The 15,937-nt window shown below is 67.4% G+C and carries 12 protein-coding genes; 9 read left to right on the forward strand and 3 right to left on the reverse strand.

Going from position 1 to position 15,937, the window contains the following annotated elements:
- Positions 1-154: 154 nt before the first annotated feature.
- From HHL27_RS07085 to HHL27_RS22380, 9 genes are all read left to right on the forward strand, one after another.
- Positions 155-2,494, forward strand: a complete 2,340-nt coding sequence (locus HHL27_RS07085) for a sensor histidine kinase (protein WP_169492827.1) — start codon at positions 155-157, stop codon at positions 2,492-2,494.
- Positions 2,495-2,499: 5 nt separating this feature from the next.
- On the forward strand, positions 2,500-2,952 hold the full coding sequence (tsaE, locus tag HHL27_RS07090) for a tRNA (adenosine(37)-N6)-threonylcarbamoyltransferase complex ATPase subunit type 1 TsaE (protein WP_169492828.1): 453 nt from the start codon (positions 2,500-2,502) through the stop codon (positions 2,950-2,952).
- Positions 2,943-3,935 carry an aminoglycoside phosphotransferase family protein gene (locus HHL27_RS07095; RefSeq protein WP_169492659.1) on the forward strand — a complete coding sequence of 331 codons (993 nt, stop codon included), beginning with the start codon at positions 2,943-2,945 and terminating at the stop codon, positions 3,933-3,935. The genes tsaE and HHL27_RS07095 overlap by 10 nt, the downstream gene beginning before the upstream one ends.
- Positions 3,932-4,654 (forward strand): nucleotidyltransferase family protein, encoded by a 723-nt coding sequence (locus HHL27_RS07100; protein ID WP_169492660.1) that lies wholly within the window; start codon positions 3,932-3,934, stop codon positions 4,652-4,654. Before HHL27_RS07095 ends, HHL27_RS07100 begins: the two co-directional genes overlap by 4 nt.
- 6 nt (positions 4,655-4,660) lie before the next feature.
- Positions 4,661-7,639, forward strand: coding sequence for a double-strand break repair protein AddB (addB, locus tag HHL27_RS07105; protein WP_169492661.1), 2,979 nt, complete (start codon positions 4,661-4,663; stop codon positions 7,637-7,639).
- Positions 7,636-11,124, forward strand: coding sequence for a double-strand break repair helicase AddA (gene addA, locus HHL27_RS07110; protein ID WP_206069417.1), 3,489 nt, complete (start codon positions 7,636-7,638; stop codon positions 11,122-11,124). Before addB ends, addA begins: the two co-directional genes overlap by 4 nt.
- 60 nt (positions 11,125-11,184) lie before the next feature.
- A complete protein-coding gene (gene trxA / locus HHL27_RS07115; RefSeq protein WP_169492663.1) occupies positions 11,185-11,505 on the forward strand; it encodes a thioredoxin in 321 nt (106 codons plus the stop codon).
- Positions 11,506-11,583: 78 nt separating this feature from the next.
- Positions 11,584-12,888: a M20/M25/M40 family metallo-hydrolase gene (locus tag HHL27_RS07120; protein ID WP_240959450.1), complete on the forward strand. Its 1,305-nt coding sequence runs from the start codon at positions 11,584-11,586 to the stop codon at positions 12,886-12,888.
- Positions 12,882-13,214: a zinc-binding metallopeptidase family protein gene (locus HHL27_RS22380; protein WP_240959453.1), complete on the forward strand. Its 333-nt coding sequence runs from the start codon at positions 12,882-12,884 to the stop codon at positions 13,212-13,214. Before HHL27_RS07120 ends, HHL27_RS22380 begins: the two co-directional genes overlap by 7 nt.
- Before the next feature lie 4 nt (positions 13,215-13,218).
- On the opposite strand, the gene HHL27_RS07125 is transcribed toward HHL27_RS22380, so the two are convergent.
- From HHL27_RS07125 to argJ, 3 genes are read right to left on the reverse strand one after another with little or no spacing between them, the layout of a single operon-like run.
- Complete coding sequence (locus tag HHL27_RS07125; RefSeq protein WP_169492664.1) at positions 13,219-14,025, reverse strand: inositol monophosphatase family protein; 807 nt, start codon at positions 14,023-14,025, stop codon at positions 13,219-13,221.
- Between the two features lie 8 nt (positions 14,026-14,033).
- The gene (locus HHL27_RS07130; RefSeq protein ID WP_338114843.1) at positions 14,034-14,666 is read right to left on the reverse strand and encodes a glutathione S-transferase family protein; all 633 of its coding nucleotides are present in this window, start codon (positions 14,664-14,666) and stop codon (positions 14,034-14,036) included.
- Positions 14,663-15,889 (reverse strand): bifunctional glutamate N-acetyltransferase/amino-acid acetyltransferase ArgJ, encoded by a 1,227-nt coding sequence (argJ, locus tag HHL27_RS07135; RefSeq protein ID WP_169492665.1) that lies wholly within the window; start codon positions 15,887-15,889, stop codon positions 14,663-14,665. Before argJ ends, HHL27_RS07130 begins: the two co-directional genes overlap by 4 nt.
- Between the last annotated feature and the right edge of the window lie 48 nt (positions 15,890-15,937).

Raw genomic sequence — 15,937 nt, forward strand, 5'->3', positions numbered from 1 at the left:
GCGTGCGGACCGATACCGGAAGGGGCTCCGAAGCAATGCGGGGCCCCGTCTTGCATGCGGCGAGGCAGTTTTGCGCAAGAGCCGCGCGTTCCGCTGCAATTCGGCGCCTATCCCGGATTGCATTGCAGGAAGGCGCCGCTTAGCGATGGAAGCAATGTTGCTTAACCACACCGCGCTGGTCGTCATTGCCCTGTTGCTGGCAGCATGGACGTTGGCGGCGCTGTGGGCGATCGTGGCGGCGCGGCAGAAGCTGCGCAAGGCCGATGCGGCACAGCGGCTGGCGCGCCGGCTGTCGCGCATGGTCGAGGAAGCGCCTGCGCTGCCCTTGCTGGTGCGCGCCGACGGCCGGATCGAGGGCCCTTCGCGGCTGGCGGGCTGGCTCGGCCTGGATGCGATGCCCCAATACCTGAGCGAGCTTGACGGCGAGGATCGCGGCTTCGACGAGGTGCAGCTTTCCAAGCTGGGCGATGCGGTGCGCCGTGCACAAAGAACCGGAGCGCCGTTTCGCCTCGCGCTTCATCCGCGGGGCGGGCGCAGCCTTGGGGCGACCGGGCATCTGGCGGACCCGCAGATCGCGCCGGGTGGCGCGGCGGTTGTGTGGTTCTTCGACTTTTCCGAAAGCGAGGAAGAGCTTGGCCGCCTGCGGGCCGAAGCGCAGCAGGCGCGATCCGATTTCGCGGGGCTTTCGGGCCTGATCGAAGCGGCGCCGCTGCCGATGTGGTTCCGCGATGCGGGAATGCAGCTGCGGCTGGTCAACAGCGCCTATGTCAAGGCAGTGGGCCTGCGCACGGCGGAGGACGCGGTGGCGCAGGGGGTAGAACTGGTCGAACCGTCCGACGGGCTGACCGCAGCGCAAGTCGCCAAGCAGGTCCATGCCCGCAAGCAGGCAGTCACGCGCATCGTATCGGCAACGATCGGCGGTCAGCGCCGATCGCTTCGGGTTTCGGATCTGCCACTCGGGGACGAGGGTGTTGCAGGCTACGCCGTCGATATCGAGGAAATGGAGGAGCTGACCCGCCAGTTCCGGCGTTTCCGCGATGCTCAGAGGCAGATGCTCGACACCCTGTCGGCCGGGATTGCGCAGTTCGACGACAAGCGGAACCTGGTCTTCGCAAACCAGCCGTTCCTGCGCATCTTCGCCATCCCGCAGGCTTGGGTGGTGGATACGCCGCCGTTCGACCGAGTGCTGGACCGCATGCGCGATGCCGGCCGCTTGCCCGAAGTGCGCGATTTTCCCGAATGGCGGCGCGAACGGCAGGGCTGGTTCCTGTCGAGCGCCCCGCGAGAGGAACCGTGGCACCTTTCGGACGGAACCCATTTGCGCGTGGTCGGCCAGCCGATGCCGGATGGTGGACTGCTGATGATCTTCGAGGATCGCACCGAGCAGCTCCAGCTTTCGGCGACCCGCGACACGCTGCTGCGCACCCGCACGGCTACCTTTGACAACCTTTTCGAATCGCTCGCGGTCTTCGGGCCCGACGGCAAGCTGCAGTTGTGGAACCGGCGCTTTGCCAACGACTGGGCGCTGGAGGAGGATTTCCTCGCAACGCATCCGCGGGCCGACGCGCTGCTCAATCGCATCGCCGGGAAATTGAAGCGCGCGGCGCAAGTCGGCGTGCTGGCCGACGTGATCCAGGCCGCCACGCTCGAGCGCAAGGGCAAGAGCGGGCGCATTGCCCTTGGCGACGGGCGCCAGCTCGAATTCGCGGGCGTGCCGCTGCCCGATGGCAACGGCCTTCTCACCGTGCTCGACATCACCGATTCCCAGAAGGCTGAAGCCGCCTTGCGCGAACGCAACGCCGCCCTGATCGAGGCCGATGCGGTGAAGACGCGGTTCATCGCCAACATGAGCTATGAATTCCGCACCCCGCTGACCTCGATCGGCGGCTTTGCCGAACTGCTCGCAGCCGGGATCGCCGGCGACCTGACGCCACAGGCGCAAGAATATGTTGCGGCGATCCTGACCTCGGTCGAGCGGCTGGGCCAGCAGATCGAAAACGTGCTGGACCTGTCGCAGAGCGAAGCCGGAACGCTTCCCATCGCGCAGGAGCAGGTGCCGCTGTTTCCACTGCTGACGTCCGTCGTCCAGGAGCGTGCCGAGAAGATCAATGCCGCGGGGCTTTCGCTCGATCTGCGCGGGAGCGATGCGATCGGGGCGGTAACCGGCGATACGCGGCGCCTGCACCGGGCTTTCGGCGAGCTGGTCGACAACGCAATTGCGGCGACGCCACGGGGGGGGTGGATCCAGATCGACTGTTCGCGTCGTGGTGGAAAGCTGCAGGTCGTCGTGTCCGACAACGGCAGCGGGATGGAGCCGACCAAGCTGGCACGGGCGCTTGAAGGGCTGAAGATCAGTGGTGACGGCCGCATGGTCGAGCGCCGCACGGGGCTTGGCCTGCCGCTGGTGCGCCAGCTGATCGAAGCGCATGGCGGCACGCTGGAATTGTTGTCCGAACCGGGCGAGGGCACCAGTGCGGTGGTGACGCTCCCGTGAGCAGGGTGGTGGAAGTGCCGCTGCCCGACCTCGATGCGAGCGCGGCGCTGGCCGCGCGGATCGCCGGGCGCCTGCGTGCTGGCGATGTGGTCGCGCTCGAAGGAACGCTCGGCGCGGGCAAGACCACCCTGGCACGTTCGATTGTCGCGGCCCTGGGGTACGAAGGCGAAGTGCCCAGCCCGAGCTTCGCGATCATCGAGGTCTACGATCCGCCCGCGGTTCGTCTGCCGCTGGTCCATGCCGATTTCTATCGCCTGGACGATCCAGCCGAGGCGGAGGAGATCGGGCTCGACGACTATCGCGAAGGCGCTGCGCTGCTTGCGGAATGGCCCGAGCAAGCAGGCGGTTTCTCGCATGAGGTGAATTGCCTGACCGTCCGTCTGGAAATGCGGGAAAAGGGGCGCACGGCCATTGTCGAGCCCGGCCCTGGTTGGCTAGAGCGGGGGGCATGGACCTGAGCATTCCCGCTGGCGTCGAACCGTTCCTGGCCTCTGCCGGCTGGGCCGGGGCGGTTGTCGAACCTTTGCCCGGAGACGCCTCGTTCCGGCGCTATTTCCGCATCCGACGCTCCAATGGCACCGCCATGCTGATGCACGCGCCGCCGCCGCACGAGGATCCCGAGCCGTTCATCCGCGCGGCCAAGTGGCTCGACGCGAACAGCCTCAACGCGCCGCAGATCCTGGCCGAGGAAGCGAGCGAGGGCTTCGTCCTGCTGCAGGACTTCGGCGAAGTGCGGATGCGCGAATACCTCGACGCCTGGCCGCAGGACGAGGAGGAGGTCTATCGCTACGCGATCGATGCGCTGATCAAGCTGCACCGCCTGCCGCCGGGGCCCTTCACCGGCTACAACCTTGCCGAATACCAGCGCGAGGCGCGACTGTTCATCGACTGGTTCTGTCCGGCACAGTCGCTCTACGTCGACAGCCGCGCTTATGCGCAGGCCTGGGAGGAAGTGCTGCTGCCGCTGCTGCCGCGCCAGCGCCCGGGCGTGACGGTGCTGCGCGATTATCATGCCGAGAACATCATGCTCGACGGCGGGCTGCACCGGCAGGGGCTGCTCGATTTCCAGGACGCGCTGACCGGCCACCCGGCCTATGACCTCGTCTCCCTGCTGCAAGACGCTCGGCGCGATGTCTCGCCCGATCTCGAGGCCAAGATGTTCGATTACTATGTCGGGCAGGCACAGCCGGGCGATGATTTCCTGGCGGACTATGCCCGCCTTGGCGCGCAGCGGAACATCAAGATCGTCGGGATCTTCGTGCGTCTGTGGAAGCGCGACGGCAAGGCCCGCTATCTCGACTACATTCCCCGGGTGTGGGCGCTGCTTGAACGCGATCTGGCGCATCCCGCGCTGGCGCCCGTGGCGGCGTGGTTCGACCAGTACATCTCGGCCGCGTTGCGCGATCCCGCGGGCGTGCTGGGCGGGAGGTTCGAGGTATGACGAAGCCGCTGGCCAGCGACGTGGCGATGGTGCTTGCAGCGGGCCTTGGCAAGCGCATGAGGCCGCTGACCGCCAGCCGGCCCAAACCGCTAGTGCGGGTGGCGGGCAGGCCGCTGATCGACCATGCGCTCGACAAGCTGGCCGAGGCGGGCGTGGCGCGGGCGGTGGTCAACGTCCACTACCTTGCGGACCAGATGCGCGCGCATCTCTCGCACCGTAGCGCGCCGGCGATCACGATCTCGGACGAGACCGACCAGTTGCTCGAGACCGGCGGGGGAACGGTCAAGGCGCTTGACCTGATCGGCGCGGACACGTTCTTCAGTCTCAACAGCGACAACATCTGGCTGGATGGCCCGCGCAACGTGTTCGCAGCTCTGAGCGATGCCTGGGACGAGACCAAGATGGACGCGCTGCTGCTGGTGGTAAGCCATGCGCAGGCGTTCAACTACGATGGCGTGGGAGACTTCCACCTGGGGCCGCTGGGCGAGGTCACCCGGCGCAAGCCCGGGCGAGTGGCGCCTTACATATTCGCGGGAATACAGCTGCTGTCGACGCGGCTGCTGCGCGATGCGCCGGCCGGACCCTTCTCGTTCAACCTGCTATGGAACCGCGCGATCGAAGAGGGGCGGCTGTTCGCGCTGCCGCACACCGGGTTGTGGTACGAAGTCGGCGCGCCCGCGATGATCGCGCCGACTGAGGCCGCGCTCACCGGCGGTTGACGACAGGTGGCTGACGGCCGCCCTTCGGTCTATTCGATCGCTGCGCACCGGGGCTTTGCCGATGCGCTCGTCGCAGGGCTGATCCCGCGTTATCGCGAGGAAGGGCTGGGTCTTGCGCGGCTGACGCTGCTGCTGCCGAGCAGGCGTGCGATCCGAACCGTTACCGAGGCGTTCGTCCGCGCGAGCGGCGGTGGGTTGCTGCTGCCGCGCATGGCGGTGGTGGGCGACCTCGATCTCGATGAAACGCTGGGGCCGTTGCTCGATCCGATCGGGGCGGGGGCGGACATCCCGCAGGCGGTCGATCCCGTGGTGCGCCTGCTGGCAGTAGCGCAGATGCTGCGCGAGGAGCTGGGCGATCAGGCGCCGGGCGAAGCCGGGCTGATGCGGCAGGCGCGGGTGCTGGTGCAAAGCATGGACCGGCTGGCGGTGGAAGGGGTTTCCCCGGGGAAACTTCTTGACCCCGAAGTGATCGGACTGGTTGGCGATCTGTCGGAGCACTGGCAGGAAAACACGCGGCTGTTCGCACGGGTGCTGGCGCGCTGGCAGGCCGAACTGGACGGGATGGGGCGGATCGACGCGCCCGAGCGGCGCAACCGGCTGCTGGCGCATGCGGCGCAGCGGTGGAAGGCGAAGCCTCCCGCCCATCCGGTGGTGGCAGCGGGGGTTACGTCGGCGTCCCCGGCGATCGCGCGGCTGCTGCGGGTGGTGGCGGACCTGCCCGAAGGCGCGGTAATCCTGCCCGACCTCGATCTCGCACTCGACGCGGACGTCTGGGATGCGCTGGGCGTGGCGGGTGCACCTGAAGAGCCGGGCGGACCGCCGTTCGGACGCGGCGACGTGACGACGCATCCGCAGTATCATCTGAAATTGCTGCTCAATCGCATGGGTGTGGCGCGGTCCGAGGTGCAGCCGTGGCATCGCGCCGGGCTTGCGGCCGCGCCGCCCGAGCGCAGCCGCGCGATTTCCAACCTGTTCCTGCCGCCCGAGGCGAGTGCGGCCTGGGTTTCTCTGCCGCCCGAACAGCGCCGGCTGTCGGGCGTGCGGATGATGGAGAGCGCGAACCCCGAGGAAGAAGCGCAGGCCATCGCGGTGCTGGTGCGGCAGGCGCTGGACGTGCCCGAAAAGCGCGTGGCGGTGGTGACGCCCGACCGCGGCCTTGCCAACCGCGTGGTGGGGCACCTGCAGCGCTGGAACATCGGCGCGGATGATACCGCCGGGCGGCCATTGCCGCAGACGCCGGCCGGGCGGCTGTTCCTGCAAATTGCCGAGTGCTGGGCCGAGCGCGCTGCGCCGGTGCCGCTGCTGGCGCTGCTCGGCCACCCTCTGGTGCGGCCGCAGGCTCGCGCCAGCTGGCTTGAGCGCGTGCGCGAGCTTGATCTTGTGCTTCGCGGACCGCGCCCTGGTCCGGGCGTCGAAGCGGTGCGCGATGCGGTGCAGGCACAGGGCAAGCGCTATCCCCGGCTGCGCGGCTGGTGGGACGAGGTCGAGGCGCTGCTGGTGCCGATGCTGCTGGTGCATGAGCCTTTGCCGCTGGGCGCCACCCTGGCGATGCTGTCCGAGGCGGCAGAAGCTTTGTGCGGCGAGGGCGTGTGGGCCAATGCCGACGGGCGCAGCCTGGCTGCTTTCGTGGAGCAGTGGAGCGAAGCGGCGGCACGGGCCGACCTGATCGTCGATCCGCTGGAATTGCCGGCGCTGTTGCGCGACGCGCTGGACGAGGTGGCTGTCCGGCCGGCTTATGGCGGTCATCCACGTCTTGCCATCTACGGCCTGCTTGAAGCACGGATGAGCCGGGCCGATCTGGTGATCTGCGCGGGGCTGACCGAAGGCACCTGGCCCGCCGCGCCCGCGCCGGACCCGCTGCTGGCGCCGCCGGTGCTGCGCGCGCTGGGCATTCCGGGCGCGGACTTCCGCATCGGTCTTTCGGCACACGATCTTGCCGCCGCGCTGGGTGCGCCCGAAGTGGTCTTGAGCCATGCCGCGCGCGATTCGGCGGGTCCGGTGATCCCGTCGCGCTTCCTGCTGCGCATCCGCGCCATGCTGGGCCGCCAATTGGTGCGCGAGGACGAGGCCGTGCGGCTGGCCCGTGCGCTGGACCGGCCGGACAAGGTGGAGGGGGCATCGCGTCCCGAGCCCGTGCCCTCGGCCGAGCAACGGCGGGTGGAGATTGCGGTCACCGCGCTCGACCGGCTGCGCGGCGATCCCTACCAGTTCTATGCGCAGGCGATCCTTGGCCTGCGCGCGCTCGACCCGATCGATGCCGATCCGACCCCGGCGTGGCGCGGTACGGCGGTGCACGCGATCCTGGAGCTGTGGCACAAAGCCGGGGGCGTGCCGGGACAGCTGATCCCGCTCGCCGAGCAGAAGCTTGCCGAAATGAGCGCGCACCCGTTCATGCGCGCACTGTGGCAGCCGCGCCTGCTGGCGGCGCTTGCGTGGATCGAGCACGAGCAGGACACGCTGCTGGGCGAAGGGCGCGAGGTTCTGGCTGTCGAAGCCAAGGGCGCCATCCATATCGACGGTGTGCGCATCCATGGCCGGGCGGACCGGATCGACCGGCTGGCCGACGGATCGCTGGCGGTGATCGACTACAAGACCGGAATGCCGCCTTCGGGCCGGATGGTCGAGCAGGGCTTTGCCTTGCAGCTGGGCCTGATCGGCCTGATCGCGCAAGGCGGCGGCTTCGATGGCGTGGCGGGCGTGCCCAATGTCTTCGAATACTGGTCGCTCGCCCGTAACAAGAACCGTGGCTTCGGCTATCGCAGCGAGCCGGTGAAAGACGGCAAGAAGCAGGCAGGCATCCCGCGAGAGGACTTCCTGCCCGAGACCGAACGCTACCTTAAGGAAGCCATCGGACGCTGGATCCTGGGCAGCGAGCCGTTCACGGCGCGGCTCAACCCGGACCTTCCGGGCTACACCGACTATGACCAGCTGATGCGGCTCGACGAATGGCAGGGCCGCGACCTGAAGGGCGGAGACGCCGCATGAGCAAGGTCTATCCGCTGCAGGGCAACCAGGCGCGCGCGGTGGCGCCCGACCGCACGGTGTGGCTGTCGGCCTCGGCCGGCACTGGCAAGACGCAGGTGCTTTCGGCGCGGGTGCTGCGGTTGTTGCTGCAGCGCGATGTCGAGCCCGAGAACCTGCTGTGCCTGACTTTCACCAAGGCGGGCGCGGCGGAAATGGCGACGCGCGTCAACGAGGTGCTGGCAAGCTGGGTACGCCTGCCAGCGACAGAGCTGGCATTGCAGCTTAAAGCGATTGGCGCGGGAATTGATCCGGAGACGCAGGCGCGGGCACGCAGCCGCTTTGCCGCCGTGCTCGATTGCCCCGGAGGAGGGCTCAGGATCGAAACGATCCACGCGTTCTCGCAATGGTTGCTCTCGGCCTTCCCGGTCGAGGCTGGGCTGCTGCCGGGGACGCGCGCGATGGAGGATCGCGACCGCGATCTGCTGGTGCGGCAGGTGCTGGCCGATCTGCTGGTGACTGCGCAGGAGCAGGGCGATGAGACGTTGCTCGATGCGCTGTCGGACTTGTCGTTGCGGATGGCGCAGGACCAGATCGAGGCGTTCTTGCTGCGCTGCGCGGGCGCGCGCGAGCTGTGGTTCGGGACGAGCGGCTGGACCCCGCCGCTCCGCCCGCGGATCAATCGCGTGCTGGGGCTGGAGGCCGACGAGGACGGGTCGGGCCTTGCCGCGATGTGCGCCGACGATGCGTTCGACTGCGCTTCGGTGTGCTGGTGCATGGAGGCCAACGCGGCGTGGGCCACGGCGACGGGCGTGAAGGCGGCCAATGCGCTGGGCGACTGGTTGGCGGGCACGGCGCCGCAGCGGCTCGCGGCGCTCGACCACTTGGCCGAGGTATTCCTGACCAAGGAGGGCAGTCCGCGCTCCTTCACCAATATCGCCAAGAAGCACCCGGAGTACGAGGGCTACGCCGGCCGCGTGATCGAGCGGATCGGGCAGGTGCGCGAGCGCAAGGCGCTGGTCGATCTGGCCGCGATGCTCGAACCCGCGCTCACGCTCGGCCGTCGCTTCGCGCTTGCCTGGGACGAGGCCAAGGCGCGCGAAGGGTTCATCGACTTCGACGACCAGATCCGCACGGCCGCCGCGCTGCTTACCGAGAAGGCGAGCGCCGAATGGATCCGCTACAAGCTGGACCGGCGCTTCGACCACATTCTGGTCGACGAGGCGCAGGACACCAATGCGGCGCAGTGGAAGATTGTGCTCGACGGGCTGGTGCAGGACTTCTTCACCGGCGAGGGCCAGCACGCCGAACGCATGCGCACGCTCTTCGTGGTGGGGGACTACAAGCAGGCGATCTTCCGCTTTCAGGGGACGAGCCCGGAAAACTTCGCTGCCGCCAGGGAGCGCGTCGCGAGACAGTTGCGGGGACTGGCCGAGGTACTGGGCGACGAGACGCGCGAGCTTCTGGGGCTTGGCCTGGGGCAGTCCTATCGCACAGCCAACCCCATCCTTGCCTTCGTCGACAGGGCGATCCGGTTGATCGGCCCGGCGCGGTTCGGCCTGCCCGAGGAGCCGGAACCGCATGTCGGCGAGGACCGCCCGGGCCAGGTGGTGCTATGGCAACCGGTTGGGCTGGAGCCCGGCGCCGAGGGCGAGGAGGAAGAAGGCGAGGCTTCGGAAGAGGGCGGCTGGTTGTCGCGGCCCGACCGGCAGATGGCGGACCGGCTGGCGCGGCAGATCCGCGCATGGCTGGAAAACGGCTTCCCCCTGCAGAAAGGCAGCCATCGTTTGGCGACGCCGGGCGACATCATGGTGCTGGTGCGCAAGCGCAAGGACCTTGCCGGGCTGATCGTGGCGCGGCTTCATGCGCAGGGCGTGCCTGTGGCGGGGGTCGATCGCCTGCGGCTGGGCGCGCCGCTGGCGGTGAAGGACCTTATCGCAGCGCTGCGCTTTGCCGCGCAACCGCTGGACGATCTCAATCTCGCCGCGCTGCTGGTTTCGCCGCTGATCGGGTGGAGCCAGGAACAGTTGCTCGCCCATGGCTATCGCGACAAGGGCGTGCGGCTGTGGGAGCACCTGCGCGAGCGCGAGGGGCCCGAGACATTTCCGACGATGGAGCGGCTGCGCAGCCTGCTGACCCGCGCCGACTACCAACCGCCGCACGACCTACTGCACTGGTTGCTGGTGGGCCCCTGGGGTGGGCGCAAGGCGCTGGTCGCGCGGCTTGGCAGCGAGGCCAACGATCCGATCGACGAACTGCTCAATGCCGCGATGGCCTATGCCGCTTCGAACGTGCCGAGCCTCGTCGGTTTCCTGCAGTGGTTCGACGCGGGCGAGGGGGAGTTGAAGCGCGAGGCGGGCAAGCCCGAGAATTTGGTGCGGGTGATGACGGTGCATGGCTCGAAGGGGTTGCAGGCGCCGATCGTGATCCTTGCCGATGCCGCGGACGATCCGGACCAGTCGATCGCGCGCGGCGGTTCGATCGAGGAGGTCGTGCTCGATGCGCGGCGCGAGGTGCCGCTGCCGGCACTGCGCAAGGAAGAGCGCGTCGGGCCGGTGCGCGAGGCCGAGGCGAAAGTCGCTCGCGAAGAGCGCGAGGAACACTGGCGGCTGCTCTACGTGGCGATGACCCGGGCCGAGGAGGCGCTGTTCATCGGCGGCGCGATGGGGCGCAAGCGCAAGGAATTGCCCACAGACAGCTGGTATGCGCAACTTGAGCCGCTGTTCGGTACCGACGGCTGGATCGAGGATCCGCTGTGGGGCGGGCGAAAGCAGGTGGGCAGCCTACCACCAATGCCTTCGGGTGTGGCCGAGCCTGCGCTGACAGCGCCGGGGCTGGTGCTGCCCGAGGTGCTGGTGCGGCCGATCGGGCCCGAGCCCAAGCCGCCGCGCCCGCTCGCGCCGTCGTCACTGGGTGAGGACGAGGCGCCCGATCCACCGGTGAAGCCGGGGCCGGGGATGCTGCGCGCGGCGCAACGCGGCACGCTGATCCACAAGCTGATCGAGCGGCTGCCCGAACTCGCGCCGGACGAGTGGCGCGGCGCGGCGCTCGGCTGGCTGGCGCGGGCGGCGGAAGAGTTCGATGCAGACGAGCGGGCGGGCATGGCAGATGCGGCGATCCGCGTGCTGTCGCATGGCGGCTGGCAGGACGTGTTCGGGCCGGGGTCGTTGGCCGAAGTGCCGGTGGCGGCGCTGGTCGGCACGCGCATCGTCAGCGGCACCATCGACCGGTTGCTGATCACGCCGAAAAAGGTGCGCATCGTCGATTTCAAGACCGGCCGCCGCCCGCCGTTGAGGATCGAGGACATCCCGGGTGCGTATTTGCGGCAGATGGCCGCCTATGTTGCCGCCTTGCGCACGATCCATCCCGGCAAGGCGGTGGAAGCCGCGCTGCTCTACACCCATGCGCCGGCGCTGTTCGTCCTGCCCGATGCGCTGATCGAGGCGCAGAAGCTGGAGCTTGGCCCGAAGTTGGAGCTTGGGGGCGCGCAGGAAAGCTTTGCCGGATGATCGGTTGAAACAGGCCGCCTGCGGATTAGATTGCACACAAACGAAACAGGAGTTCCTTCGATGTCCACCAAAGCCGTGACCGACGCCACCTTCGCAAGCGAAGTGCTGGGCTCGGACAAGCCCGTCCTCGTCGATTTCTGGGCGGACTGGTGCGGCCCGTGCAAGATGATTGCGCCGGCGCTTGAGGAAATTTCCGAAGAACTGGCCGACAAGCTGACCATCGCGAAGATGGACATCATGGAAAACACCGGCGTCCCCGGCGAGATCGGCGTCCAGTCGATTCCGCTGCTGGTGCTGTTCAAGGATGGCAAGCCGGTGGCGCAGAAGCTTGGCGCCGCGCCGAAGAGCCAGCTGAAGGGCTGGATCGAAAGCGTCTTGTGACAATGCACTGATTGCCGGTTGGCAAGGCCGATGAGGGGTGCAAGATTGCCGCACCTCTCATCGGAGATGCTCAAGTTTATGAAAATTCAGGTTATGCGCCGCGTTGCCATGTCGTCGGCGGCGGCTCTTGCGATTTGTGCGGCAGCGCTCCCGGTTCGCGCCGCGACCGACGGCGACAGCGCCGCGATTGCCCGTATCATCGACGAAGGCATGAACCGCAGCCAGGCGATGACCACCGCCTCTGCGCTGATGGACCGCATCGGGCCGCGACTCACCAATTCCGAAAACCACCGCAAGGCGGAAGCCTGGGCGATGGATCTGCTACGCGCACAAGGCGTGCCGACGGTGCGGGTCGAGCCGTTCGATTTCGGCGTGGGCTGGAATCTCGACAGCTATTCGGTGGCGATGGTCAGCCCGCGACGGCTGCCGTTGACGGCGATCCCGGTCGCGTGGTCGCCGCCAACGTCGGGCACGGTGCAAGCGCCGGTGGTGATCGCGCCGATGTCGCGCGAAGAGCATTTCGCGGAGTGGAAGGGCAAGCTCGCCGGCAAGATCGTATTGGTGTCGCTGCCCGGGCAGACCAGCGAGAGCAAGGAGCCGGTGTTCGAGCGCTACACCGACGCACAGCTTTCCGAGCTCGATACCTACACGAAGCCGGTGTTCGATCCGGATGCTGCGGCCGTGCAGGTGCGCAACCGCCGCTTTCAGGGCAAGCTCGCCGCGTTCCTGAAGGCCGAGGGCGCCGTGGCGATGGTCAAGATGAGCTATCGCGACGGGATGCTTGTCCATGGCGAGGGCTATGACTTCCAGCCCGGCCAGACGCTGGCGCTTCCGGCGATCGAGCTGGCGCAGGAGGACTACCGTCGCCTGGTACGACTGGCCAAGACCGGCGCGGCGCCCGAAATCGCCATCAGCGTTGCCGCCCGCTATGACGAGAGCAATCTGCGCGCCGAGAATGTCGTGGCCGAAATTCCCGGCAGTGATCCGAAGGCCGGTTACGTCATGGCCGGCGCGCACTTCGACAGCTGGATCGCGGGCGATGGTGCGAGCGACAATGGTGCGGGCAGCGTGACCGTGATCGAAGCCGCGCGTCTGATTGCAAAACTTGGCGTCAAGCCGAAGCGCACCATCCGCTTCGTGCTGTGGAGCGGTGAAGAACAGGGCCTGCTCGGCAGCCGCGCCTATATTGAGCAGCATCTGGCGACCCGCCCTGTCGATCCGTCGCTGAAGGGCTATGAATCCTATATCGCGTGGCGCAACGCCTATCCGATCAAGCCCAAGGCCGAGTACGGACAATTGAAGGCCTACTTCAACATGGACAACGGATCGGGCCGTTCCGGGGCATCTACAGCGAAGGCAACCTGGGCGCGGAGAAGTTGCTGAAGGAATGGCTATCGCCCTTCGACATGCTGGGCGCGGAAAAGCTGGTGGTGAGCAAGACCGGCGGCACCGACCACGTGTTCCTTCAAGCAATTGGCCTTCCCGGCTACCAGTTCATCCAGGATCCGCTGGACTATGAAAGCCGCGTGCACCACTCGAACCTTGATACGGTGGACCACATGCGCGGCGACGACATGCGCCAGGCGGCGGTGATCATGGCGGGGATGCTGTGGCAGGCGGCGAACAGCGACAAGGAACTGCCGCGCGCGATCCTGCCCACGCAGCCGGTGCCGACCGATCCGTTCAAGGTGCGCGACCCGGCGCAGTGATGGCTTAGTCTTCGGCGCTGCTACGCTTGACAAATTCGTCGAACAGGGCGGGCGAAGAGGCTGCAAACAGGCCTTTTTGCCCGTACTGGTCGGTGCGATAGGCGCTGCCGTCGGGACGTAGCGCCCGGCCGCCCGCCTCGTTGACGAACAGCACGCCGGCGGCGTGGTCCCAGGGTAACGTGCGCTCAAACACCGATATGTCGTTCACGCCGAGAACCAGGCGGGGATACTGTTCGGCGGCGCAGCGGGGGATATCGACCAGCGTGTAGTGCGGCGCCACCCTGGCCTTCATCGCCTCGCGTTCCGCCTTATCGAGGAACATCAGGGAAATGGCCGCAACCGGCGGTTCATGACCTGTCGTGCGTGCAGTGACGCGCTCGCCGTTGACGTAAGCACCAGTGCCCTTGTGCGCAGTGCAGAGCCGATCTGACAGCGGATCGTAGATCCAGCCGGAGAGGATTTCGCCCTTGTCGGCCAGCGCCAGCAGCATGCCGAAAGGCGGCTTGCCGACGGCGAAGTTGTTGGTTCCATCCAGCGGGTCGATGACCCAGCAAAGGCTGTCACCCAGACGATCCAGCACGGTCGCATCGGCATGGGCGGCCTCCTCGCCGACAATCGCGGCTTCGGGCAGGAGCCTTGCCAGACCCTCAGCCAGCATCGCTTCGCTTTCGGTGTCGGCGATGGTGACCATGTCATCGGCGGCCTTGGCCACGACCTGATCGGCGGTCAGCTGCTGATAGCGGGCCAACAGCGTCGCCTTGGCCGTCCGCCGCAGGAGATCGGCCACGGCGGTATCGAGTGCCTGGGTCATCGCGAGTCTCACGTAAGAGGGATCATCACCTGCTCGGCATAACCGGGCCGTTCCTTCAGACGGGCGTACCAGTCGGAAAGGTGCGGAAGGCTGGGTCGGGCGATGTCGATCGAGAAGTAGGTGTGGGCATAGACGCCCATCGGAATGTCGGCGATGCCGAAACGATCCCCGGACAGCCATGAACGCAAGGCGAGTTCGGCATCGAGCAGGGCCATCATCGCTGCTGCGCTCTGGCCCGACGCGGCGACGGCGGGATCGGTGCGGTCCTTGCCTTGCCGGACGCATCCGAGGAAGGCGTCGCGCTGTGCGTCTGCGAACTGGAACTGCCAGTCCATCCATTTGTCGCCGTCCGCGCGAATGGCCACATCCTGCGACCGAAAGGACGGCGCATGGGCATCGGCGAGATAGCGCAGGATCGCGTTCGATTCCCACAGCACGAGGCTCCCGTCCTCGATCGTCGGGACAAGGCGATTGGGGTTCATCGCGAGGTATTCGGGAGTGTAGCCGAACGTGCCGCCGATATCGTGGCGCACGAAGTGGAGCTCCATTTCAACCAGCGCCCACGCGACCTTCTTGACGTTGTGCGAGTTGAGGCGGCCCCACAGGATGATGGGATCGCCGGGAGGCCGGGTGGCGCTCACGACCGGTAATCGGCGTTGATCGAGATGTAGCCATGGGTGAGGTCACAGGTCCACACCGTGGCACGGCCATCGCCCAGGCCAATGTCGACCTCGATCGAGATTTCGCGGCCCTTGAGGTGCGCGGCGACTGGCGCTTCGTCATAATCGGCAAGCGGCTGGCCGTCGCGCGCGGCCCAGGTGCCGCCGAAGCCGATCGACAGGCGATCGCGGTCGGCAGGCTCCCCGGCCTTGCCCACAGCCATGACCACGCGGCCCCAGTTGGCGTCCTCTCCCGCGATCGCGGTCTTGACCAGGGGCGAATTTGCGATGGCTAGGCCGATGCGGCGGGCGCTTTCGTCACTGACCGCACCCGAGACGCTGACCGCGATGAACTTCTGTGCGCCTTCGCCATCCTTGACGACGAGATGCGCGAGCTGGCGGCAGATATCATGCAGGGCCGCGGCAAACGCATCGGCGCCGGGGCTGTTCGCGTCCACCAGCAGCGCATTCCCGGCCTGGCCCGTGGCAAAGGCGAGCACGGTGTCGCTGGTCGAGGTATCGCTGTCGACGGTGATGCAGGAAAAGGTGCGCAGGTTTGCCGTCGAAAGGCTTTCCTGCAGGAACGCAGGCGAGACGGCTGCATCGGTAAAGACGTAGCCCAGCATCGTGGCCATGTCGGGCGCGATCATGCCGCTGCCCTTGATGATCGCGCTGAACGTGACCTTCGTGCCGCCGATCATCGCGGTGGCGGTCGCGCCCTTGGCAAAGGTGTCGGTGGTGCCGATAGTGCGGGCGGCCTCTTCCCAGCCGCAAGGCTCGGCGACGAGTGCCGCTTCGATCCCGGCGCGCGCCTTGTCCTTGGGCAGGGGAACGCCGATCACGCCGGTCGAGCAGACGAACACTTCCTCTTTCGCGCAGCCGAGGCTGCCTGCCACCTGCGCCATGATCGCTTCGACCGCCTCGCGTCCGCGATAGCCCGTGAAGGCATTGGAGTTGCCGGCATTGACGACCAGCGCGCGGGCCTTGCCGAGCCTGGCGTTCTGGCGCCCGAGGTCAACTTCCGAGGAGCAGCAGACGTTCTTCGTGAAGACGCCGGCGACTGCCGTGCCTTCCATTAGCTCAACGTAGGTGAGGTCGCAGCGACCCCAGTCCTTGTAGCCGGCGCGGGCGACCCGCGGGGTGACACCGGCAATGGCGGGAAGCGCGGGGAATGGCGTGGCGAGCGGGGAAATGGCGTCGGACATGACGGTGCGGGTAGCGCGTGGGCGGCCGCTCTTCAATGTACGAACGCA

Source organism: Novosphingobium olei, from assembly GCF_012927405.1.
GTDB classification, from domain to species: Bacteria; Pseudomonadota; Alphaproteobacteria; order Sphingomonadales; family Sphingomonadaceae; genus Novosphingobium; species Novosphingobium olei.

Bases quoted from the DNA above. Each gene is read 5' to 3' on its own strand.
- HHL27_RS07085 (WP_169492827.1), top strand. From the start codon at position 155: ATGTTGCTTAACCACACCGCGCTGGTCGTCATTGCCCTGTTGCTGGCA.
- HHL27_RS07095 (WP_169492659.1), top strand. From the start codon at position 2,943: ATGGACCTGAGCATTCCCGCTGGCGTCGAACCGTTCCTGGCCTCTGCC.
- HHL27_RS07100 (WP_169492660.1), top strand. From the start codon at position 3,932: ATGACGAAGCCGCTGGCCAGCGACGTGGCGATGGTGCTTGCAGCGGGC.
- addA (WP_206069417.1), top strand. From the start codon at position 7,636: ATGAGCAAGGTCTATCCGCTGCAGGGCAACCAGGCGCGCGCGGTGGCG.
- trxA (WP_169492663.1), top strand. From the start codon at position 11,185: ATGTCCACCAAAGCCGTGACCGACGCCACCTTCGCAAGCGAAGTGCTG.
- HHL27_RS07120 (WP_240959450.1), top strand. From the start codon at position 11,584: ATGAAAATTCAGGTTATGCGCCGCGTTGCCATGTCGTCGGCGGCGGCT.
- HHL27_RS07125 (WP_169492664.1), bottom strand. From the start codon at position 14,025: ATGACCCAGGCACTCGATACCGCCGTGGCCGATCTCCTGCGGCGGACG.
- argJ (WP_169492665.1), bottom strand. From the start codon at position 15,889: ATGTCCGACGCCATTTCCCCGCTCGCCACGCCATTCCCCGCGCTTCCC.